At 48.0% G+C, this 20,111-nt stretch carries 21 protein-coding genes and 2 tRNA genes; 3 read left to right on the top strand and 20 right to left on the bottom strand.

Annotated elements, in window-relative coordinates; genetic code table 11:
- Nucleotides 1–76 precede the first annotated feature (76 nt).
- The gene (locus Q365_RS0120905) at nt 77–997 is read left to right on the top strand and encodes a manganese-dependent inorganic pyrophosphatase (RefSeq protein ID WP_028025184.1); all 921 of its coding nucleotides are present in this window, start codon (nt 77–79) and stop codon (nt 995–997) included.
- A 514-nt stretch (nt 998–1,511) separates the two neighbouring features.
- On the opposite strand, the gene Q365_RS0120900 is transcribed toward Q365_RS0120905, so the two are convergent.
- Together Q365_RS0120900 and Q365_RS0120895 are read right to left on the bottom strand one after the other, a co-directional pair.
- Nucleotides 1,512–1,599, bottom strand: a tRNA-Ser gene (locus tag Q365_RS0120900).
- A gap of 245 nt (nt 1,600–1,844) precedes the next feature.
- A tRNA-Ser gene (locus Q365_RS0120895) sits at nt 1,845–1,932 on the bottom strand.
- A 201-nt stretch (nt 1,933–2,133) separates the two neighbouring features.
- Between Q365_RS0120895 and Q365_RS0120890 the strand changes: the two genes are divergently transcribed.
- Nucleotides 2,134–2,709 (top strand): UPF0149 family protein, encoded by a 576-nt coding sequence (locus Q365_RS0120890; protein ID WP_028025183.1) that lies wholly within the window; start codon nt 2,134–2,136, stop codon nt 2,707–2,709.
- Nucleotides 2,710–2,902: 193 nt separating this feature from the next.
- Nucleotides 2,903–4,288, top strand: a complete 1,386-nt coding sequence (gene dbpA / locus Q365_RS0120885) for an ATP-dependent RNA helicase DbpA (RefSeq protein ID WP_028025182.1) — start codon at nt 2,903–2,905, stop codon at nt 4,286–4,288.
- 74 nt (nt 4,289–4,362) lie between these two features.
- On the opposite strand, the gene Q365_RS0120880 is transcribed toward dbpA, so the two are convergent.
- The 18 genes from Q365_RS0120880 to Q365_RS0120795 form a co-directional block, all read right to left on the bottom strand.
- The gene (locus tag Q365_RS0120880; protein WP_028025181.1) at nt 4,363–5,217 is read right to left on the bottom strand and encodes a bile acid:sodium symporter family protein; all 855 of its coding nucleotides are present in this window, start codon (nt 5,215–5,217) and stop codon (nt 4,363–4,365) included.
- 90 nt (nt 5,218–5,307) lie between these two features.
- Nucleotides 5,308–6,369, bottom strand: a complete 1,062-nt coding sequence (gene nadA / locus Q365_RS0120875; RefSeq protein WP_028025180.1) for a quinolinate synthase NadA — start codon at nt 6,367–6,369, stop codon at nt 5,308–5,310.
- A gap of 254 nt (nt 6,370–6,623) precedes the next feature.
- The gene (gene ybgF, locus Q365_RS0120870; RefSeq protein ID WP_028025179.1) at nt 6,624–7,352 is read right to left on the bottom strand and encodes a tol-pal system protein YbgF; all 729 of its coding nucleotides are present in this window, start codon (nt 7,350–7,352) and stop codon (nt 6,624–6,626) included.
- A 16-nt stretch (nt 7,353–7,368) separates the two neighbouring features.
- On the bottom strand, nt 7,369–7,890 hold the full coding sequence (pal, locus tag Q365_RS0120865) for a peptidoglycan-associated lipoprotein Pal (RefSeq protein WP_028025178.1): 522 nt from the start codon (nt 7,888–7,890) through the stop codon (nt 7,369–7,371).
- Between the two features lie 33 nt (nt 7,891–7,923).
- Nucleotides 7,924–9,276: a Tol-Pal system beta propeller repeat protein TolB gene (gene tolB, locus Q365_RS0120860; RefSeq protein ID WP_028025177.1), complete on the bottom strand. Its 1,353-nt coding sequence runs from the start codon at nt 9,274–9,276 to the stop codon at nt 7,924–7,926.
- Nucleotides 9,277–9,288: 12 nt separating this feature from the next.
- Nucleotides 9,289–10,383 carry a cell envelope integrity protein TolA gene (tolA, locus tag Q365_RS0120855; RefSeq protein WP_028025176.1) on the bottom strand — a complete coding sequence of 365 codons (1,095 nt, stop codon included), beginning with the start codon at nt 10,381–10,383 and terminating at the stop codon, nt 9,289–9,291.
- 13 nt (nt 10,384–10,396) lie between these two features.
- Nucleotides 10,397–10,843, bottom strand: a complete 447-nt coding sequence (gene tolR, locus Q365_RS0120850) for a protein TolR (protein WP_028025175.1) — start codon at nt 10,841–10,843, stop codon at nt 10,397–10,399.
- Between the two features lie 3 nt (nt 10,844–10,846).
- On the bottom strand, nt 10,847–11,533 hold the full coding sequence (tolQ, locus tag Q365_RS0120845) for a protein TolQ (RefSeq protein ID WP_028025174.1): 687 nt from the start codon (nt 11,531–11,533) through the stop codon (nt 10,847–10,849).
- Complete coding sequence (gene ybgC / locus Q365_RS0120840) at nt 11,523–11,936, bottom strand: tol-pal system-associated acyl-CoA thioesterase (RefSeq protein ID WP_035025429.1); 414 nt, start codon at nt 11,934–11,936, stop codon at nt 11,523–11,525. The genes tolQ and ybgC overlap by 11 nt, the downstream gene beginning before the upstream one ends.
- 168 nt (nt 11,937–12,104) lie before the next feature.
- The gene (locus Q365_RS0120835; RefSeq protein WP_028025172.1) at nt 12,105–12,389 is read right to left on the bottom strand and encodes a cyd operon YbgE family protein; all 285 of its coding nucleotides are present in this window, start codon (nt 12,387–12,389) and stop codon (nt 12,105–12,107) included.
- A gap of 10 nt (nt 12,390–12,399) precedes the next feature.
- Nucleotides 12,400–12,510 (bottom strand): cytochrome bd-I oxidase subunit CydX, encoded by a 111-nt coding sequence (gene cydX / locus Q365_RS26550; protein ID WP_028025171.1) that lies wholly within the window; start codon nt 12,508–12,510, stop codon nt 12,400–12,402.
- Between the two features lie 15 nt (nt 12,511–12,525).
- Nucleotides 12,526–13,662 (bottom strand): cytochrome d ubiquinol oxidase subunit II, encoded by a 1,137-nt coding sequence (gene cydB, locus Q365_RS0120825; RefSeq protein WP_028025170.1) that lies wholly within the window; start codon nt 13,660–13,662, stop codon nt 12,526–12,528.
- A gap of 14 nt (nt 13,663–13,676) precedes the next feature.
- The gene (gene cydA, locus Q365_RS0120820) at nt 13,677–15,263 is read right to left on the bottom strand and encodes a cytochrome ubiquinol oxidase subunit I (protein ID WP_028025169.1); all 1,587 of its coding nucleotides are present in this window, start codon (nt 15,261–15,263) and stop codon (nt 13,677–13,679) included.
- Between the two features lie 455 nt (nt 15,264–15,718).
- A complete protein-coding gene (gene ruvB / locus Q365_RS0120815) occupies nt 15,719–16,726 on the bottom strand; it encodes a Holliday junction branch migration DNA helicase RuvB (RefSeq protein WP_028025168.1) in 1,008 nt (335 codons plus the stop codon).
- 13 nt (nt 16,727–16,739) lie between these two features.
- The gene (ruvA, locus tag Q365_RS0120810) at nt 16,740–17,369 is read right to left on the bottom strand and encodes a Holliday junction branch migration protein RuvA (RefSeq protein WP_028025167.1); all 630 of its coding nucleotides are present in this window, start codon (nt 17,367–17,369) and stop codon (nt 16,740–16,742) included.
- Between the two features lie 102 nt (nt 17,370–17,471).
- The gene (locus tag Q365_RS26775; protein ID WP_155859031.1) at nt 17,472–17,591 is read right to left on the bottom strand and encodes a DUF2474 domain-containing protein; all 120 of its coding nucleotides are present in this window, start codon (nt 17,589–17,591) and stop codon (nt 17,472–17,474) included.
- The gene (gene cydB, locus Q365_RS0120800) at nt 17,584–18,582 is read right to left on the bottom strand and encodes a cytochrome d ubiquinol oxidase subunit II (protein ID WP_028025166.1); all 999 of its coding nucleotides are present in this window, start codon (nt 18,580–18,582) and stop codon (nt 17,584–17,586) included. Before cydB (Q365_RS0120800) ends, Q365_RS26775 begins: the two co-directional genes overlap by 8 nt.
- Entirely contained in the window at nt 18,582–20,021 is a 1,440-nt protein-coding gene (locus Q365_RS0120795) for a cytochrome ubiquinol oxidase subunit I (RefSeq protein ID WP_028025165.1), read from the bottom strand. Before Q365_RS0120795 ends, cydB (Q365_RS0120800) begins: the two co-directional genes overlap by 1 nt.
- Between the last annotated feature and the right edge of the window lie 90 nt (nt 20,022–20,111).

Raw genomic sequence — 20,111 nt, 5'->3', positions numbered from 1 at the left:
AAAGGGCCAATGTACATTTAGGGACACTCTGGTAAAATGCGCAAAAATTCAAATGTGAGCATGACGAGAGCCAACTATGCCAATGTATGTTGTGGGACATAAAATCCCTGATTCAGATTCAATCTGCGGTGCCATTGCACTTGCGTACCTGAAAAACCAAATTGATGAGCCAGCTATCGCTGCACGTTTAGGTGAACTTTCACCTGAAACCGCGTTTATCCTAGAGCGCTTTGGCTTTGAAGCACCTGAGCTAAAACTTAGCTACGCGGGCGAAGAGGTTTACATCGTTGACCACTCTGAACTGACTCAAGCACCTGACGATATTGCGGAAGCAACCATTGTCGGTATCGTTGATCACCACAAACTGGGTGACCTTACGACGTCTACCCCACTAGAGTGTTGGATTCGCCCAGTAGGCTGTTCAAACACCGTCATCAAAATGATGTATGACTTCTACGGCGTTGCTATTCCAAAAGATATCGCTGGCATTATGCTTTGCGCAATCCTAAGCGACACCGTGATCTTCAAATCACCAACCTGCACCACTGCAGACATCCGTTGTGTTGAAGATCTTGCGAAAATCGCAGGCATCGAAGACGTGCAAGCACTTGGCATGGATATGTTCAATGTGAAATCTGCTGTAGCTGGCACGCCTGCGCGTGACCTTGTTATGCGTGATTTCAAAGACTTCAACATGAACGGTAACCTTGTCGGTATCGGCCAACTTGAAGTGGTTGACCTGTCTGTGTTTGACGAAATCAAAGCAGAATTGGAAGCTGATATCGCAGCACTAAAAGAAGAAGGCCAACGTCACTCTGTGATGCTTCTACTCACAGACATCATGAAAGAAGGCTCTGAGCTTCTGGTTGTTTCTGATGATGTTACCATTATTGAACGCGCTTACGGTCAAGACACTGAGAATGGCCGTGTATGGCTTGACGGTGTATTGAGCCGCAAGAAGCAGGTTGTTCCGCCGCTTCAAGACAGCTTCAACTAAGTTTTTTTCTTAGATTAAGAATAAAGGGCGGCTTCGCCCTTTTTTAACATCTTAATTTTGAACGATGTTTTTTATTGTGCATTTCTCTTTCCACTTTTCAGTGAAATATTCGTAAAACCACTATTGATGAACATCACAGAAAAATGCATACTTTGCACAAATTTTCACCAATAGGATAAACCTGTGTCAAACAAGATCATCGCTAAATTGTCAAAGTACACCCCACTTTTCGTTCTAATGGGCGTGACTGTCGCTTTTTCTATGTTGAATGCAATGTACTGGGGCGGCGTTCTTTAAGACGCAGTGAACCCACTTATTGGTTCAATACCATTCAGTGATTGATGCGCTGTCGTATTAAGAGACTGAAATCAAAACCCAAGCCATAAAGCTTGGGTTTTTGCGTTTTTGACTCAGAGACATTTCAACGAACCAGCTCACTGACGGACGACGGTCTATCGCAAACTGCACAGCCCAAAACGAGAAAACCCCAGCATTTCTGCTAGGGTTTTGAATGTGGCGGTGAGTGAGAGATTCGAACTCTCGATACGTTGCCGTATACACACTTTCCAGGCGTGCTCCTTCAGCCACTCGGACAACTCACCGTATTTTGTCGTTGAACTTATTGTCTCAACGGAGCGCTACTATAATTATTTACCCTTTCAGCGTCAATGCTTTGAACGGTATCTATTGTTCATTCGCTCGGCATTTGGTCAATAACGATCAGCATCAAAACATCACAATGTATTCGACTCACAGAAAGCCAACAAATCAGCGTCCGCATATCAGGTCGAGGCAGTGATCGCTCATAACGAAAAAACCCGAGCATTTCTGCTCGGGTTTTAAAATGTGGCGGTGAGTGAGAGATTCGAACTCTCGATACGTTGCCGTATACACACTTTCCAGGCGTGCTCCTTCAGCCACTCGGACAACTCACCGTTTTGTTGGACTTATCGTCTCAACGGGGCGCTACTATAGGCAAGCACACTAATCAGGTCAACGATAAATCGTGAAATTGAGCGCAAGTGTTTAACTTTCCATCGACTTTACGTCGTTTTAACGTTCCGTTACGCATTTTGCTCTCGCATTATCATTCAGGCTGATAGAATATTGCCCAAAACTGGAACAGAGAACGAATCATGACTAACTCGCTAGCGCAATTTATCACTGAAAACGGATTAGAGGCTTTTGTACTGTCAGCTGAGCAAACTGAAGGGTTTGTCACCGCCATGGCTGCAGCGCCTAACCTGATTGACCCAAGCGAGTGGCTTGCATTTATGTGGGGCGGCGAAGATGAAGCGCCGTTCAATAACCCTGAACAACTTGAAGCATACGCAGGTATCATTGTTGACATGTGGAACGCTCAACGCCAAGCCTTGCTTGCGAACGAGTGGACGTGGCCAGAAGCCTGTGCATTAAGCGAAGCGGAGATTGTGAACCAAGCGACTCGCGAGTACTGCGAAGGCATGCTTCAAGGCTGGACGTTAGCCCGTGATGATTGGGAAACCATCATGCCGGAAGAGTCGCCTGAAAATGCATTGCTTGGTGGTGTGCTTCTTTCTATCAGCCTACTGTTTGACCCAGAGTCTGCGCTAGCGACTATGGATGAGTTGGGCGCCGCAGAACTCGCTCAGTTTGAAGAAATCTTCAACGGTATGCCGGTCATGCTATGCGGTTTGACCATGCGTGGATACCAAATGGTAGAGCAGCTATAAGCTTAAACCTAATCGCTAACGGCAATGACTCACATTGACGGACGGCACCAATAATAGAGCGGCCCGGGCCGCTTTATACTATTCAGATTAAGTAGGCAGTCATAAAATTTGCGCAGTTTGCCAACATTCCTGATATAGTCCTGCCCCTGTTTTCATCCGCCATTACCCTGGCATTACATTCTGGAATTTTCCTGTGACCACACAAGCATTCTCTACCCTACCGTTGAAAGCCGAATTGCTTTCTACACTTACCGATATTGGCTACACGGAAATGACGCCGATCCAAGCACAAAGCCTTCCAGCCATTATTGAAGGGAAAGATGTTATTGGTCAGGGTAAAACAGGCTCAGGTAAAACTGCTGCATTTGGCCTTGGCTTGCTCAATCGCCTTAATGTAAAACGCTTCCGCGTTCAGTCACTGGTTTTGTGTCCAACACGCGAACTGGCAGATCAAGTTGCTATTGAACTTCGCAAGTTAGCGCGTGGCATCCACAACATTAAAATACTGACACTGTGTGGTGGTGTTCCAATGGGACCACAGATCGGCTCGCTTGAGCACGGCGCTCACATTATTGTCGGTACGCCAGGCCGTATTCTTGATCACCTTGATAAAGGCCGTTTGTCACTAGAAGAAGTGAACACACTGGTTCTTGATGAAGCTGACAGAATGCTTGAGATGGGTTTCCAACCAGCATTGGATGCGATTTTCCAAGACGTGCCTGCGAACCGTCAAACACTGCTTTTCAGTGCGACGTTCCCAACACAAATCCAAAGCATCAGCCGTCAAATCATGACAGCACCAGTGATGGTTAAAGTCGAGTCAAACCACGACAGCAGCAGCATTTCTCAGCACTTTTATGAGTGCAAAAACAACAAAGATAAAATGCATGCCCTTCAACTGTTGTTACTTAAGCACCAACCAGAAAGCGCCGTGGTATTTTGTAATACCAAACGTGACGTTAAAGATGTAGCAGCAGTACTCGATAACGAAGGTTTCTCTGTGGTTGCCCTTCATGGTGACCTAGAACAGCGTGACCGTGACCAAATGCTGCTTAAGTTCGCTAACAAGAGCGTGACGGTTATGGTTGCAACTGACGTTGCGGCACGTGGCTTGGATATTGAAGCGCTGGACGCAGTAATCAACTACGACATGGCCTTTGATACTGAAGTCCATATTCACCGTATTGGCCGTACTGGTCGCGCAGGAAGTGAAGGCGCAGCTTACACCTTCTTCGGCAACGACGATGGTTACAAGATTGCATTGCTGGAAGATTACCTCAACCACGATATCAAAGGCGAAGCGCTTCCAGACGATTCGGCCATGAACAACATGCCACGCACCCCTTTGATGACGACATTGCACATCGAAGCTGGCAAGAAAAACAAAGTTCGCCCAGGCGACATTTTGGGTGCATTGACTGGCGATGACGGCATTCAAGGCTGTGACGTTGGCAAAATCAAAGTCACCGATTACCGCTCATACGTGGCAGTGAAACGCAATGTGGTTAAACATGCATTGAATAAGCTGTCATCAGGCAAAATCAAAGGCCGTACCTACCGCGTTTGGCAATTACGCTAAACTCGAGAGATAGAATAGACAATAAAAATGCCGCTCAAACGAGCGGCATTTTTTTATGTTCAGGAAATATGGATTCAAGCTGCGTGGGACAAACGTCTTCGATAACGGCTGATCAATATCACCACCGGAATATTCATCAAAATGCCATAAAGCAACGGGGTTAACGCGAGTTCAGGTTGGTTAAGCTGCACCACAGCAACAAATATAGCCGTCCCTGCGTTTTGTATACCCACTTCAATCGAGAACGTTTTCGTTAGCGTCGGATCCCGTCCAAACCCTCTTGCCACCAATGCGCCGAGCCCCATTCCCAACAAACACAACAGCATAACCGCCACTGATGCCACCGAGAACATCTGGTAAAACACCTTGGTGTTCGCAGCCAATGTTATCGCGACGGTAAAAAATAGCGCCCACAGCGCAGAGCGCCCCGCAAACTGAGTAAACGTCTCAGACCACGCTGCACGAACATATCGATTAAATGCCATGCCCAACAACGTAGGGACAAGGGTCACTGCAACCAACTGCAAAATGGCAGTTTTAACAGGCAACGTGGCAGCAACATCTGGCAGCATGAGTGGGAGTAACAAGGGCAAGCTAAAAGGGATGATTAAGCTGCTTATCGCCGTCATCGTGATAGACAATGCAGAATCCCCTCCTGCGAGGTGGCAGATTGCGTTCGATGACGCGCCACCCGGCGCTAATGCAAGTATCCACAGCCCAACAGCGACGACGGATGGTAAATCCAAAACGATGACAAGTGCATAAGCAATGACCGGAAGCCCAATCAACTGCGCTGCCAATCCTGCGGCGACCTTAGTAGGGTATTGAAGAACACGTTTGAAGTCGGTGATGGAAAGCGTCAACCCGACACAAAACATCATCCAAGCCAACGCGATGGGAAGGCCGATGGTGAGCATCATTTGGCTCATGCCCGCTCCTTTCTATTTTATTCACTCAAAAAGCTGATCAAAAAAGGCGAACAATTCGCTCGCCTTCTTTCGGATCATTGTCGCTGCGCGTTACGCATTGCCTTTAACTTGCAATTGCAGTTCGGCTGCGAAAGCTAGCATGCGATTCAACGGGATCAGGGATTTTACGCGAATCGCTTCATCCACAAAAATCTCGTGATCTTGGCCGCCATCTCTTAACGCGGTTTCAATGGCTTTCAAACCATTCATTGCCATCCATGGACAGTGTGCACAGCTTCGACAAGTTGCACCTGCACCTGCGGTTGGCGCTTCAATCAGTTCTTTGTCTGGCACGACTTGCTGCATTTTGAAGAAAATGCCTTTGTCCGTCGCGACAATCATTTTCTGCTGAGGAAGCTCTTTTGCCGCTTTAATCAGCTGGCTCGTTGAGCCCACTGCATCTGCCAGTTGTACCACGCTTGCTGGTGACTCAGGGTGAACCAAAATTGCAGCGTCTGGATAAACGGCTTTCATGTCGCGAAGTGCTTTTGCAGAGAACTCGTCATGCACGACACATTCGCCTTGCCACAACAGCATATCAGCGCCCGTTTTTTCTGCAATATAGGCGCCTAGGTGGCGATCTGGACCCCAAATGATCTTCTTGTCTTGTTCATCAAGGTGCTCGACGATTTCTAGTGCAATCGATGACGTGACGACCCAATCCGCGCGCGCTTTTACCGCTGCCGAAGTATTGGCGTAAACCACCACAGTATGATCAGGATGAGCATCGCAAAACGCAGAGAATCTGTCTTCCGGACAACCTAGGTCTAGCGAACATTCCGCTTCCAGCGTCGGCATGATCACGTTCTTTTCTGGCGTCAGAATTTTTGCACTTTCACCCATAAAACGAACACCAGCAATTAGCAGTGTCTTCGCTGGGTGTTTGTTACCAAACTTCGCCATTTCAAGAGAATCACCAACAAAGCCGCCTGTTTCTTCGGCCAGCGCTTGGATTTCAGGGTCGGTGTAATAGTGGGCAATCATCACTGCGTCTTTTTCAATTAGCAGTTGTTTGATGCTTTCAATGTAGTCTGCTTTTTGCTTGGCAGACAACACTTCTGGTTTCGGAGGGAAAGGGTATACCGTCTCGGCGGTATTAATAATCTGGCTCATCGACTTACTCAGATTTACTAGCAATTCGAGTATTATACCCAGCTTAAGACGAGATTTTCATCCTTTATGCTGCTCGAGTTCAAGATGTTTGCGACAAACACCCTAGCTGCCATGGCTGATAATCGATTGAAGATGTATACCCAAGTAACCTGAAGATGCAGGATTCAGGTTGCTTGGGTATAAACGCTATTCGTAAACACTAGAAAAAAGAAAACCGGCAAAAAGCCGGTTTTCAAAAATTGGTTCAGTGACGGTTATTTCAGCTTCTTCTCAGCTTGATTGGCCGTTGTTGTGCCAGGGTATTCTTTGACGACTGCGCTAAATAAACTTTTCGCAGTAGCCGCATCGCCTTGTTTCTCAGCGATCATGCCTAACTTCAACATTGCATCAGCACGCTTGCTAGACTTCGCAACCTGGCTCACCGCAGTGAAATGCGTCTTAGCCGCCGCGAGGTCACTTTTAGAGAAGTACAACTGACCTAGCCAGTAATGGGCATTTGGCTTGTAAATCGACTCTGGATATTTCGCAAGGAATGCATTGAAAGCGTCGGTCGCACCCGCGTAATTTTTCTCTTTTAAAATGAGATTTACGGCTGCATCGTATTGTGCATTTTCAGATTGGTCTGAAGAATATGACTCTTTTGATGCGGAGTCTTCCGGTTTGGTTACCGCGACAGGTGCTGGTTTTGCATTTCTCACCGTGTCCAACTCACGATAGAGCTCACGCTGACGTTCCAACATCTGTGTTAATTCGTAGCTGTTTCTTTCAACATTACCGCGTAATTCATCGAGCTCGCTCGCCATGAGCTCTAGCTGATTTTGCATATCAATCTGCATTTGATTGCGCGCTTCTAACAATCGCTCCAACCGCTCTACAGAGCTATTACTACCCAACTCAGTCACCGGAGCAGGTGCAGCAGCCACAGGGGCTGCCACACTGACCAGTAACGCCAGCGAAAGAGAACGCAAAGTGTTACTGTTCATAGGATTTACCTTCTAATTAGTAAACCAGAACCGCACGACGGTTCTTAGCGTAAGCTTCTTCACCTTGGCCAAGAACCAAAGGTTTTTCTTCGCCGTAGCTTACGATAGCAATTTGAGATGAAGGAACACCCAGTGCTTGCAAGTATTTAGCGACTGCGTTTGCACGGCGCTCGCCCAACGCGATGTTGTACTCAGGCGTACCGCGCTCATCCGCGTGACCTTCAACAACCACTTTGATGTCTGCATTTGCGCGCAGGAATACTGCGTGTGCATCAAGCATGTCTTCAAACTGTGGCAATACTGAGTAGTCATCGAAGCCAAAGTAAACGGTTTGTGACTGACGCAATTCGTTGTTACGAATTTCTTGCTCAGTCAGGCTACCTTGACCGCCATCTACTGGCGTTACGATGGTGGTTTCTGAACCTTTGTTAGTTTCAGAGCCGGTGCTGTCTGTAGAGCTGTCGCTTGAGCTACATGCTGCCAGTGTAAACATAGGCAGCGCTACAGCCAAACCCTTAAGTACTTTGTTAAGTTGCATCTTGTTTTCCTTTATATCAAATAAGCGCAAATATTATTGGTACGGGGACCACGCTGGTGCTCTCACCCGACCATTTGTAGCTGGCAAACGTGCTTTAAATCGTCCATCAATAGAAACCAATGAAAGTACGTTATTACGTCCGTAAACCGAGCTGTAAATTACCATGCTGCCATTTGGGGCAAGGCTCGGAGATTCATCCAACATTGTCTTCGTTAGAATTTCTACCGCACCCGACTGCAAATCTTGTTTTGCAATGTTGTAGCCTGAGTCCGAGCGATGAACCATGACAAGGTATCTACCGTCCGGAGTCAGTTGACCACCGAGATTCTGGCTGCCTTGCCAAGTAATTCGGTTAGCAGAACCATCGGCTAAATTTACTCGATAAATCTGTGGTTTACCACCCCGGTCTGACGTAAAGATCAAAGACTTCCCGTCCGGATCCCAGAAAGGCTCAGTGTTATTCGCTCGTCCTTTGGTAATTTGTTCCATTTTGCGCGTTTTCAGATCCAACACGTATATTTGCAAACTACCGGTTTTTGACAGCACTAAAGCGAGTTTGTTGCCGTCAGGTGAGAAGCGAGGCGAACCATTGTGACGCGGGAACGAGGAAAGCAATTCGCGCTCCCCCGTATAGATATTCATAATGAAAATCTGTGCCTGACCGTTTTCGAAACTCACGTAGGCGAGTTGCTTGCCGTCTGGCGACCATGATGGTGACATCAATGGTTGCTTTGAACGCAGCACCAATAGCTCGTTGTAGCCATCATAATCGGCGATACGAAGCTGATAGGGATGTTCAGCTTTATCATCAATAACGACATAGGCAATACGCGTCAAAAATGCACCTTTCTCGCCTGTCAGTTTCTCGTACACAAGATCTGAAATGCGGTGTGCATATTGACGAAGCTGATTAGCCGCGACGGTCTTACGGTTATTAAGAAGAAGGTGATCTTTGGTCAGAATCAACTCGCCAGATGTCGACAGCCCTTTGCTTTGTCCGCCAGTCAGCTGACCACGAACCACATCGATAAGCTGGTACTCAATCAGGTATTTGCCATCTGGTGTTGGGCTGATTTTCCCGGTGACTAGGGCATCAACCCCCATCGCGGTCCAATCATTGAAGTCCACGCTCTCTTCGCTGTAAGGCGTTTGTGGCATTTTATCGGTTGGCACTGGGCTAAATTTACCACTGCGCTGCAGGTCAGATGCAATCACAGACGACACATCCGTGGGTAGCTTACCCTCGCCTTCCCATTGAAAAGGGATGATAGCGATAGGACGTGCTGAGTTTACCCCTTCAGTGATGACCAGCTTTAGCTCAGCTTGCGCGGGTTGAATGGCCGCAAGCACTAGCGTAATCACACCGAAGAATACGCGTTTCAACATGAAGAATCCCTCTTACTCTGGTTTCACAGTCAGCTCAATATTCTGAAGCTGAGCCGCGACATCTTTATCTTCCGGCATTGGGAAGGATGACACTTTCAATACTGCGGTTTTAGTAGCACGACACAGTGACGAATTGCCACCCACTTCTGTCACGTCTAACAATAAACCACTGCTGGCTATCCGCATTTTCACCACACACTCTTGACCAAGAAAGCTGTTATCTACCAACAAATTCTGGCGAATCATTTGTGTGTATATTGCGCCGTATCTTGAAACTTCGTCGCTAATAAATCGCCCTCGAGCCGAACCTCGATTTTCGGATTCGGACTCGAGACCGCTAAAAAGCTCGTTGAGCGCAGCCTCCTGCTCTGCCTGCTTCTTACGTGCAGCTTCAGCCTTACGTTCTGCTTCTACACGTGCAGCTTCTGCTTTGCGTGCTGCCTCTTCCGCTTTTTTCTGCTCTGCGATTTTTTGCTTACGCGCTTCTTCAGCCTTGCGAGCCTCTTCTTCAGCACGTTTTTTCTCAGCTATCTGGCGTTCGCGTTCTTCTTCCGCTTTTTTGCGTTCTTGCTCAGCACGAACACGTTCTGCTTCAGCTTTCTTCGCGGCTTCTTCGGCTTTACGCTGCTCAGCCACTTGGCGCTTACGTTCAGCTTCTGCGGCAGCAGATTTTTCTTGCGCGATGCGAGTTGCTTCTTCGGCCTTACGCTGCTCTTCTGCGGCTTTCTGGCGAGCTTCAGCATTACGTTTACGTTCTGTTTCTGCTTCGCGTGCGGCTTTCTCTGCCGTCAGCTTTTCAGCTCTCAGCTCACGTAAGCGTTTTTCTTCTTGCTCACGCTGCTTTTCCAGCAAATCAGCTTGCTGCTCCAATCGACGTAAACGATCGTCTTCTTGGCGTTTAGCTTCATCGCGTTGCTGTCTGATCTTACGGGCTTGTTCGCTGACTACACTTGGGTCTATCACCACAGCTTCAATGCTTTGCCCTGACGGCTGCTGTGAGACTTTGGTGAAATCTGCACCCCATAGCAGGCCCACGAAAAGCGCGGTATGCAGCAATACAGATATGACCGTTGCGCCTGTATATCCTTTCTTATCGTTATTCTTCATTCAGTTTCTCATTTCATGAGCTGTACGGTTCGGTCATTAGCCCCACGGATGAGACTCCCGCACTACTCAATGCGTCCAATGTTAAAATGATTTCTGAATAAGGTACGCGTCCGTCCCCTCCCACTAATACGGGGGATTTTGGGTTGATTTCCAATTCAGCTTTTACGCGTACCAGTATGTCTTGCATAGAAAGACCACGAGCCATATCACCGTTGTTAACGCTCAAGCCTAAGCCGCCATTTTGGTCGACTTCAACGATAATGAAAGCACCACTGTCTTCTTCTTTCGCGAGTTCTGCGGCAGTTTTCGCCGTCGATGTCTGTGGTAAATCAACATCCACACCTTGTGTCACAAAGGGTGCTGTCACCATAAAGATAATCAGCAACACCAACATGACATCAATGTAAGGCACCACATTGATTTCCGCCGTCATCTTCCTACGTTTAGGTTGATAAGCCATGGCTTACTCCTTAGGTGCTGCAAACGCCTGACGGTGCAAAATGCTCGAAAACTCTTCCATGAAGTTCACATAGTTATTTTCGAGTTTACCAACTTTAGATGTCAGCTTGTTGTATGCCATTACCGCTGGAATTGCTGCGAACAGGCCCATTGCGGTTGCCACTAGCGCTTCCGCGATACCTGGTGCAACCATCGCAAGTGTTGCTTGCTTCACTGCACCTAACGCAATGAATGCGTGCATGATGCCCCAAACAGTACCGAACAGACCGATGTATGGACTAATTGAACCCACAGTGGCCAAAAACGGCAGGTTGGTTTCGAGTGATTCCACCTCTTTCGACAACGAAACACGCATAGCGCGTGACGTCCCTTCCATCACTGCATCAGGCACTTTGCCGTTATTGCGGTGCAAACGGGCGAATTCTTTAAACCCTGCATAGAAGATTTGCTCACTTCCAGACAACGAGTCTTTGCGTGCCTGAACTTCTTGAAAAAGTTGCGACAAATCCATGCCTGACCAAAAACGATCTTCAAAGCGTTCCGCTTTACTGACCGCTTGTGAAAGCACTTGAGAACGTTTGATGATCATGGCCCAAGACATGACAGACATGCCTAGCAGTACCAACATCACTGCTTTTACCAGCAGACTGGCCTGTAAGAACAGATCAAGAATTGACAGTTCAGCGCTCACTTAAAATCTCCGATTGAATCGATGTAGGAATAGATTTAGGTTTCTTTTTTTCAGGGTCGATACAGGCTACCTTAACCGTAGCTTGACACAACACATCGCCGTTTGAATTCACCAAATCTTGACAGAATGTCATGCTCACTCGACGGAGCTCTGACACCGTTGTTTGAACAGTCAGCGCCTCATCAAGTGTTGCGCCTTTAAAAAAGTCCATATCCATGTGACGAACCACAAATGCCGTATGTTCTTCAAACAGTGTCTGTTGATTGACACCGATACTACGCAATAGTTCGGTTCTTGCACGTTCGAAGTACTTGATATAGTTCGCATGATATACAAGTCCACCCGTGTCTGTGTCTTCATAGTAGACGCGAATTGGCCAACAGAATGGAGGGCGAGTGCTCATCCGGATAATTACCTGAAATCCATATTAAGGTTTAGCGAAATACTATAACTGACTTACTCAAGATATTGAAAGCACGAAGCAACGTAGTAGGTCACGAATGGCGCAAAATAAAACAGCCTGAGGCCAAAGGCTCTCAGGCTGCTGCATAGATGACCAGTCACTGGGTCTTTAAATGAATGCACTCGATAGGATTAGAATCATCACGATCCAGGCAAACGGAGGGAAAAACACCAATTGCCACAGCCAAAAGCGCGGCTTAAATCCCATACCGTGAATGAACCCAGTACATGTTGCCCAAATCAATGCAGGGGAATTGGAGAGATTGAACCCGCCAATTTTGTCCGCAAATGACTGGGGATCCCATATCACAAGACCTGCGCATGTCACCGCCAACACCAGTGAAAACAACATCAATACACGTTGAAGAAGACGATCATGAAGACCGTCCAACATCATTGTGAATTTATTTTTCACTGTCGTGATCCATGGCTTCAGTGTGTTCCAACCAAAGCGCATTGATAATACCGAACGAGCACGCCAGCAATACACCTAGAATCCAAGCGAAATACCACATGGTTAACTCCTTCTCTTAGTACAGTGAGGTTTTGTTGTCTTCGATGAACTTGTCATCCAGACGACCAAACATTTTGTAGTAACACCAAGCGGTGTAAGCAAGAATGATTGGCACCATCACAAAGGCGACGCCTGTCATGATGTTCAGTGTCAATTCACTCGAGGTAGCATCCCACATGGTCAAGCTGTGCGAAGGCACTAGGCTTGATGGCATCACGAATGGGAACATGGCGAAGCCTGCCGTCAAGATAACGCCCGCAATCGCAAGGCTGTTAAACAAGAAAGCAAAACCATCACGTTCGAATCGTGCACAAACCGCTACCAGAAGTGGCATAAATACCGCTAACGCTGGTGCAGCCCATAGCATTGGGTAAGCGTTGAAGTTATTGAACAATGCGCCCGTTAAAGTCACCACTTCTTTATTCAGCGGGTTAGACGTCGCGTTTGTCACGATTTCGCTGATGATCACATAGCCTTCAATGCTCTGCGCCCAAACGCCTGCCAGTGCAAAACATACCGCAGTCAGCACAGACGTAATTTGCGCCACAGTGCGCGCACGTGTGTGCAATGCATCAGTGGTTTTCATCTGCAAGTACGTAGCGCCTTGGGTAAGAATCATGAACAAACTAACCAAGCCACAAAGAATGGCAAATGGGTTAAGCAGGCCAAAGAAGCCACCTCTGTAGGTTGGAACCAAGAATTCACTTAGTTCAAACGGTACGCCCTGAAGCAAGTTACCAAACGCCACACCAAAGATGATTGGTGGAACGAAGCTACCGATGAAGATGCCCCAGTCCCAGGTTTTACGCCAGCGTGGGTCTTCAATCTTAGAACGGTAATCAAAACCAATTGGACGGAACCAAAGTGCCGCCAACGTTAAGATCATCGCTAGGTAGAAACCAGAAAAAGACACGGCATAAACCAAAGGCCATGCTGCGAACAATGCACCACCTGCGGTGATCAACCAAACTTGGTTGCCATCCCAGTGTGGGGCAATCGAGTTAATCATGACACGGCGTTCGTTGTCGGTTTTACCGATAACTGGCACTAGTGCGCCCACACCCATGTCAAAACCATCTGTCACGGCGAAACCGATCAGTAGAACACCGATCAGTAGCCACCAGATTAAACGTAGAATTTCGTAATCAAACATCGCTCAAGCTCTCCTTATGCTTCAAGTTGACGCGCAAGATCCGTTTCCGGAGACTTTTGCTGTTCAAAGTGATAACGGCCTGTCTTCAAGCTGCTTGGTCCTTTACGTGCGAACTTAACCATCAGGTAAACTTCGGCGATAAGGAATACGGTGTACAACAGCACAATCGCAACCAGTGAGGTAATAATCTCAGAGGCTGGCAAGTTAGATGCCGCCATATGTACCGGTAGAATTTCACCCACAGCCCATGGCTGACGGCCATACTCTGCAACGAACCAACCTGCTTCACAGGCAATCCAAGGCAATGGAATACCGATCAGCGCCAGTTTTAGAAGCCAAGGCTTTTCGTCGATCTTCTGGCGACAAGTTTGGTAGAACGCCATGCCGAAGATAAACAGCATTGCGAAGCCACAAGCCACCATGATGCGGAAACTCCAGAACAATGGAGCCACCTGCGGGATTGAATCTTTAGCTGCTTGTTTGATTTGCGCTTCTGTCGCATCAACCACACTGTCGGTATGCTCTTTCAGCAACAAGCCATAGCCCAGATCTTTCTTCACATCGTCAAATGCAGCAACGTTCTCAGCAGATTTATCACCAGAACGAAGTTTCTCAAGCAGACCGTAGGCAATCATACCGTTACGGATACGTACTTCATGCTCGTCGATCAGATCGCGCAAACCGGTCACTTCTTTATCAAACGAACGTGTAGCAATAATGCCCATCACGTATGGAATTTTGATGGCGTAGTCGGTTTCCATGGTTTCTTGGTTAGGGAAACCGAACAGCGTAAATGCTGCTGGAGCAGGTTCTGTGTGCCATTCTGCTTCAATCGCTGCAAGCTTAACGCGCTGTACGTCACCAAGCTCATAGCCTGATTCATCACCCAGAATGATTGTCGACAGAATGCCAGCCATACCAAACGATGCGGCAATCGCAAATGAACGGCGAGCAAACGCAAGGTCACGGCCTTTCAGTAGGTAGTAAGCACTGATACCCAGTACGAACATCGCACCTGTGGTGTAACCCGCAGCAACGGTGTGTACAAACTTCACCTGAGCGACTGGGTTAAGGACCACTTCAGCAAAGCTCACCATTTCCATACGCATGCTTTCGAAATTGAATTCAGCGCCGATTGGGTTTTGCATCCAACCGTTAGCCACCAGAATCCATAGCGCAGAGAAGTTTGAGCCGATAGCCATTAACCAAGTAACAGTAAGGTGTTGGCGCTTGGTCAGACGGTCCCAACCAAAGAAGAACATACCCACAAGCGTCGATTCGAGGAAGAAAGCCATGAGGGCTTCAATCGCTAGAGGGGCACCAAAAATGTCGCCGACGTAATGAGAGTAGTATGCCCAGTTTGTACCAAACTGGAATTCCATCGTTAGGCCTGTAGCCACGCCTAGTGCAAAGTTGATACCGAAAAGCTTACCCCAGAACTTGGTCATGTCCTTGTAGATTTGCTTGTCGGTCATGACGTAAAGCGACTCCATAATGGCAAGCAGGAATGCCATACCCAGAGTCAGTGGGACAAATAAGAAGTGATACATCGCGGTGAGAGCAAATTGGAACCGCGACAGATCCACAATATCAGTTAACATAGTAACTCCTTCCTCGTCAGGCTGACTGACGCGCGATACTTTCGTATCGATAAGTAAATGCTTAAACACATGCACGCCTTGTGAGACGCGCTTAACCGAGCTTCCTTACGGGAGCCGTGTGAACGGCTCTCCTTTTTTATGTTGCATGTATGTTTTTCACTGGTTAGGATTTTGTTAAGCAACTCCTAATATAGTGACAGCTAATACTAATCATTATGTGGAGTCGCTTCAAAGCATTTGGGCCTTTCACTCTTTGACTGCTGTCAAATTAATCAATTTTCGGCTTATCAAATCGACCCATTGTTAGATCCTGATCAAGTTCAACGTCTAAATTGCACAACAGACACACATTTCTAGCACGTATTTTGCGCACTAGAGAGTATGAGGTAAGAAATCGGCAATAGAAAAGGCCAGCATAAATGCTGGCCTTAAGAGTCGGTTTGCGAAAATGTTGCTTACTCTGGCAAATCAAAACCAAAGTGTAGGTAGGCTCGTTGACTGGCAATACGACCACGCGGGGTACGTTGCAGATAACCTTGTTGAATCAAGTAAGGCTCCAACACATCTTCTATCGTGTCTTTGGCTTCACCAATCGCTGCGGCTAGGTTATCAAGACCCACTGGGCCGCCATCGAACTTTTCAATGATCGATTTCAGTAGCTTTCTGTCCATGTAGTCAAAGCCACGATTATCAACATCCAACATGTCCAAGGCTTTAGAAGCAATATCGGCATTGATCTCGCCATCGGCTTTGACTTCGGCATAATCACGCACGCGGCGCAGAAGGCGGTTTGCAATACGCGGTGTACCGCGAGCACGTTTCGCAATCTCGTAGGCACCCTCTTCATCGATTACCAAGTTCAAACAGTTTGCGCTGCGTTGAACAATGCCTTTCAGATCGGCAACGTTGTAATACTCAAGACGCTGCGTGATACCAAATCGATCCCGCAGTGGTGAGGTTAGTGAACCAGCGCGGGTGGTTGCACCCACCAGCGTGAACGGCGGCAAATCAATCTTGATGGAACGAGCAGCAGGCCCTTCACCGATCATAATATCCAGTTGATAGTCTTCCATCGCTGGATACAGCACCTCTTCAACCACAGGGCTGAGGCGGTGAATTTCATCAATGAAAAGTACATCGTGAGGTTCAAGGTTCGTCAGCAATGCCGCCAAATCACCCGCTTTTTCAAGCACTGGGCCTGAGGTGGTGCGGATGTTCACGTCCATCTCATTGGCAACAATGTTAGCTAAGGTGGTTTTACCCAAACCTGGCGGGCCGAAAATCAGCAAGTGGTCGAGGGCTTCTTCACGCTTTCTCGCCGCATGAATAAAGATTTCCATTTGACTGCGCACATGATCCTGACCTTTGTAGTCTTCCAACATCTTAGGTCGAATAGCACGGTCAATGATCTCATCTTCTTTCATTGGCGGTACTGAGCTTATTAGGCGATCAGCTTCAATCATCTCATCGGCTCCATTACACCATCGAACGCAGTGCGTCGCGGATGATGGCTTCGCTGGTCATGCCATCGTGGGCAACTTGCTTAACGACTTTCTCAGCTTGTGCTGCTTTGTAGCCAAGCGCAATCAATGCACTCATAGCTTCATCTTTAGGGTTTGTTGACGCTGCTACCACGGTGCTTGTGCTGCTGTCACGACGCGCTGCGGCATCAGCATGTGGGGTGAGTAAATCAAAGGCATGCCAGTTCTTCAAACGATCACGCATTTCAATGACCAGACGCTCGGCCGTTTTCTTGCCCACACCCGGGATTTTCACCAATGTTGATACGTCTTCACGCTCTACACTGTCAACAAACTGAGTCGCTGTCATGCCAGACAAAATCGCGAGACCCAATTTAGGCCCAACACCGTTGGCTTTGATCACTTCACGGAACAACGCCCGTTCTACCGTTGTGTTAAAACCATAAAGCAGCTGGGCATCTTCACGCACCACAAAGTGGGTATAGACAATGGCTTCTTCGCCCGCATCTGGAAGCTCATAAAAGCAACTCATCGGCATGCTAACTTCATAGCCAATGCCGTTCACTTCTAAAAGGATTTCAGGGGGTTGTTTTTCAAGCAGGATTCCGCGTAATCGACCAATCACAGTGTGGACTCGTATTTTTGGTGTTAATTGCCGTTAGGATAATAAACAACTGGATAGATATCCAGTTTTAATCCCGAAGCGCCAACAGAAATGCCAGCGCGATCAAGCCAAATTCACCAGTCGCATTGTCCACTTAATGAAGTATGCCAGCAGAGAAACACTGATGACACCCACCAGCCATAAGCCGATAAACCAGAGCAATGAGGTTGTTTGTTTACTCATGGTATCCCTCGTCTGCTTTCACTTTTCCACGGAACACCCAGTATGAGTACGCGGTATAAATCATGATGATGGGCAGCAAAAACGCCGCGCCAGCAAACAAGAACTTGAGGCTATTTTCTGGCGCTGCTGCCTCCCACAAGGTAAAGGCTCTTGGCACCATGTACGGGAAGATACTGATGGCAAAACCTGCAAATGCCATGAGGTAAATGACCAAGGTCCAACAGTAGGCGCTGAGTGGTTTTTCGCTGTGCAGCGAGCGCCACAGTTTAAACGCCGCAAACGCTGAGATGATGGGAATCAGGAAGAATGCAGCGGCGTTAGGGAAGGTAAACCAACGTGCTGCGATCTCTTGAGAGATAAACGGGAGCCAAATGCTGACTAGCCCGACCGAACCAAGAAATGCCAAGGTCAGTTTTTTGCACCGGGCATAGAGCTTCTGTTCGATCGAACCCGATGTCTTGATCAGCAACCAACATCCACCTAGCAGAGTGTAACCAAAGGTCACGGCGACACCGCAAAATACGGTGAAAGGTGTTAACCAATCAAACCAACCACCTGCATATTGCCTGCCCTCTACGCTAATGCCCTGCAATAACGCCCCGAGGATCATGCCTTGAGAGAACGTCGCGACGAACGAACCGCCAAAGAACGACCAATCCCACAGGTAGCGTCCTGCCTTGGTGCGATAGCGATATTCAAATGCAACGCCGCGGAAAATAAGCCCAATCAACATAGCAATAATGGGGGCGTACACTGCGGGCATGATGACGGAATACGCGAGGGGAAAAACGGCAAACAGGCCGCCACCGCCCAGCACTAGCCATGTTTCATTGCCATCCCAGATGGGTGCGATGGAATTCATGGCGGCGTCTTTTTCTGAACCGTTCAGTGTGGGGAACAAGATGCCCACACCCAAATCGAATCCATCCAGGATGACGTAGAGAAGAACGGCAATGGCGATAATGCCAGCCCAAAGCAATGCATAATCCATTATCTCTCCCCTCCTGAATGTGGATTCTCAGGCCCTAGGGGAGCAGCAAGAGGATTACCGTCTTTATCCTTACCTAGTTGCCCATGTGACAAACGTGTCACCACACGTACATCCATGTCCTGTTCATACTTGCTCGGGGATTTGCGCATGAGTTTGAGTAAGTAATAGATACCCGCCCCAAAAATCGCGAAATACACCACCACAAACACAGCCAAAGACGTACCGACCGCACTGGCATCGATCGGAGACACAGATTCTGCCGTGGTGAGGAGTCCATATACCGTATATGGCTGCCGCCCTACTTCGGTGGTGATCCAGCCTGACAACAATGCAACAAACCCGCACGGTGCACTCCACACACAGAGTTTCAAAAACCAAGGCGTTTCATACAAGGTTTTCTTGCGTCTCAACCACACCGAAATCACACCAATCGTCAGCATCAAAAAGCCAATTGCCACCATAATACGAAAGCTCCAAAAGACGATGGCGACTGGCGGCCTTTCCTCTTTGGGTACCGACTTCAGGCCTTTGATCTCACCGTCAATTTTGTGTGTCAGAATAAGGCTGCCGAGGTAGGGAATCGCGACCTTGTAATCGATAGTTTCTGTTTCCTCATTGGGCAAGCCGAACAGAATCAGTGGTGCGCCTTTTTGCGTGTCGAAATGGCCTTCCATCGCCGCCACTTTCATTGGCTGGTGTTCTAACGTGTTCAACCCATGCAAATCACCGGCGACGATTTGAATCGGTGTCACCAGTACCGCCATCCACATGCCCATAGAAAAGCTGACACGCGCTAATGCATTGTGCGGCGCCTTCAACAGATGCCACGCCCCTACGCCAGCAACAACAAAGGCAGTGGTCAAATACGCGGCGATAACCATATGAACTAGTCGATACGGAAAGGAAGGGTTGAAAATCACCTCATACCAAGAAGTCACAACGAATTGGCCCAGCTCGTTATAGGCAAATCCAGCTGGCGTTTGCATCCAGCTGTTCACCGCAAGAATCCATGTCGCCGAAAGTAATGTGCCGAAAGCGACAGTGGCGGTCGCCAGAAAGTGCAGCTTTTCCCCCACCCGATTTCGACCAAATAACATGATGCCGAGAAAGCCCGCTTCTAAGAAGAATGCCGTTAGCACTTCATACCCCATTAAGGGGCCGAGTACTGGGCCAGTTTTGTCAGAGAATACGCCCCAGTTGGTGCCGAATTGATAGCTCATGACAATGCCGCTGACGACCCCCATGCCGAAGGTCACCGCGAAAATCTTGGTCCAATATTTTGATAGTTCGAGATATTGGTGGTCGCGGGTTTTTAGGTGCAGCGCTTCAAGCACAGTGATGTAACTGGCAAGCCCAATAGAAAAGGCGGGGAAGATAATGTGAAAGGACACAGTAAATGCGAATTGTATCCGAGCAAGGTCTATCGCGAGTTCTGACATTCTCGCCTCCTAAATCTGTGTCATAGGGGGACACGGTTCTAGGTTGTAACGGGGTTAACCGCATTCACGATCACTAAACATCAAATTTAA

Source organism: Enterovibrio calviensis DSM 14347, from assembly GCF_000621165.1.
In the GTDB taxonomy this organism is placed as follows: domain Bacteria; phylum Pseudomonadota; class Gammaproteobacteria; order Enterobacterales; family Vibrionaceae; genus Enterovibrio; species Enterovibrio calviensis.
Note: the sequence above shows the minus strand (reverse complement) of the source record. Positions and strands in the feature narration are given on the sequence as shown.

Coding starts and splice junctions, on each gene's coding strand:
- pal (WP_028025178.1), bottom strand. CDS start 7,890: ATGCAACTTAACAAAGTACTTAAGGGTTTGGCTGTAGCGCTGCCTATG.
- Q365_RS0120835 (WP_028025172.1), bottom strand. CDS start 12,389: ATGTTGGACGGTCTTCATGATCGTCTTCTTCAACGTGTATTGATGTTG.
- tolR (WP_028025175.1), bottom strand. CDS start 10,843: ATGGCTTATCAACCTAAACGTAGGAAGATGACGGCGGAAATCAATGTG.
- ybgC (WP_035025429.1), bottom strand. CDS start 11,936: ATGAGCACTCGCCCTCCATTCTGTTGGCCAATTCGCGTCTACTATGAA.
- nadA (WP_028025180.1), bottom strand. CDS start 6,369: ATGAGCCAGATTATTAATACCGCCGAGACGGTATACCCTTTCCCTCCG.
- cydB (WP_028025170.1), bottom strand. CDS start 13,662: ATGTTTGATTACGAAATTCTACGTTTAATCTGGTGGCTACTGATCGGT.
- Q365_RS0120905 (WP_028025184.1), top strand. CDS start 77: ATGCCAATGTATGTTGTGGGACATAAAATCCCTGATTCAGATTCAATC.
- tolA (WP_028025176.1), bottom strand. CDS start 10,383: ATGAAGAATAACGATAAGAAAGGATATACAGGCGCAACGGTCATATCT.
- Q365_RS0120880 (WP_028025181.1), bottom strand. CDS start 5,217: ATGAGCCAAATGATGCTCACCATCGGCCTTCCCATCGCGTTGGCTTGG.
- ruvB (WP_028025168.1), bottom strand. CDS start 16,726: ATGATTGAAGCTGATCGCCTAATAAGCTCAGTACCGCCAATGAAAGAA.
- cydX (WP_028025171.1), bottom strand. CDS start 12,510: ATGTGGTATTTCGCTTGGATTCTAGGTGTATTGCTGGCGTGCTCGTTC.
- tolB (WP_028025177.1), bottom strand. CDS start 9,276: ATGTTGAAACGCGTATTCTTCGGTGTGATTACGCTAGTGCTTGCGGCC.
- Q365_RS0120890 (WP_028025183.1), top strand. CDS start 2,134: ATGACTAACTCGCTAGCGCAATTTATCACTGAAAACGGATTAGAGGCT.
- ybgF (WP_028025179.1), bottom strand. CDS start 7,352: ATGAACAGTAACACTTTGCGTTCTCTTTCGCTGGCGTTACTGGTCAGT.
- cydB (WP_028025166.1), bottom strand. CDS start 18,582: ATGGATTATGCATTGCTTTGGGCTGGCATTATCGCCATTGCCGTTCTT.
- cydA (WP_028025169.1), bottom strand. CDS start 15,263: ATGTTAACTGATATTGTGGATCTGTCGCGGTTCCAATTTGCTCTCACC.
- Q365_RS26775 (WP_155859031.1), bottom strand. CDS start 17,591: ATGAGTAAACAAACAACCTCATTGCTCTGGTTTATCGGCTTATGGCTG.
- Q365_RS0120795 (WP_028025165.1), bottom strand. CDS start 20,021: ATGTCAGAACTCGCGATAGACCTTGCTCGGATACAATTCGCATTTACT.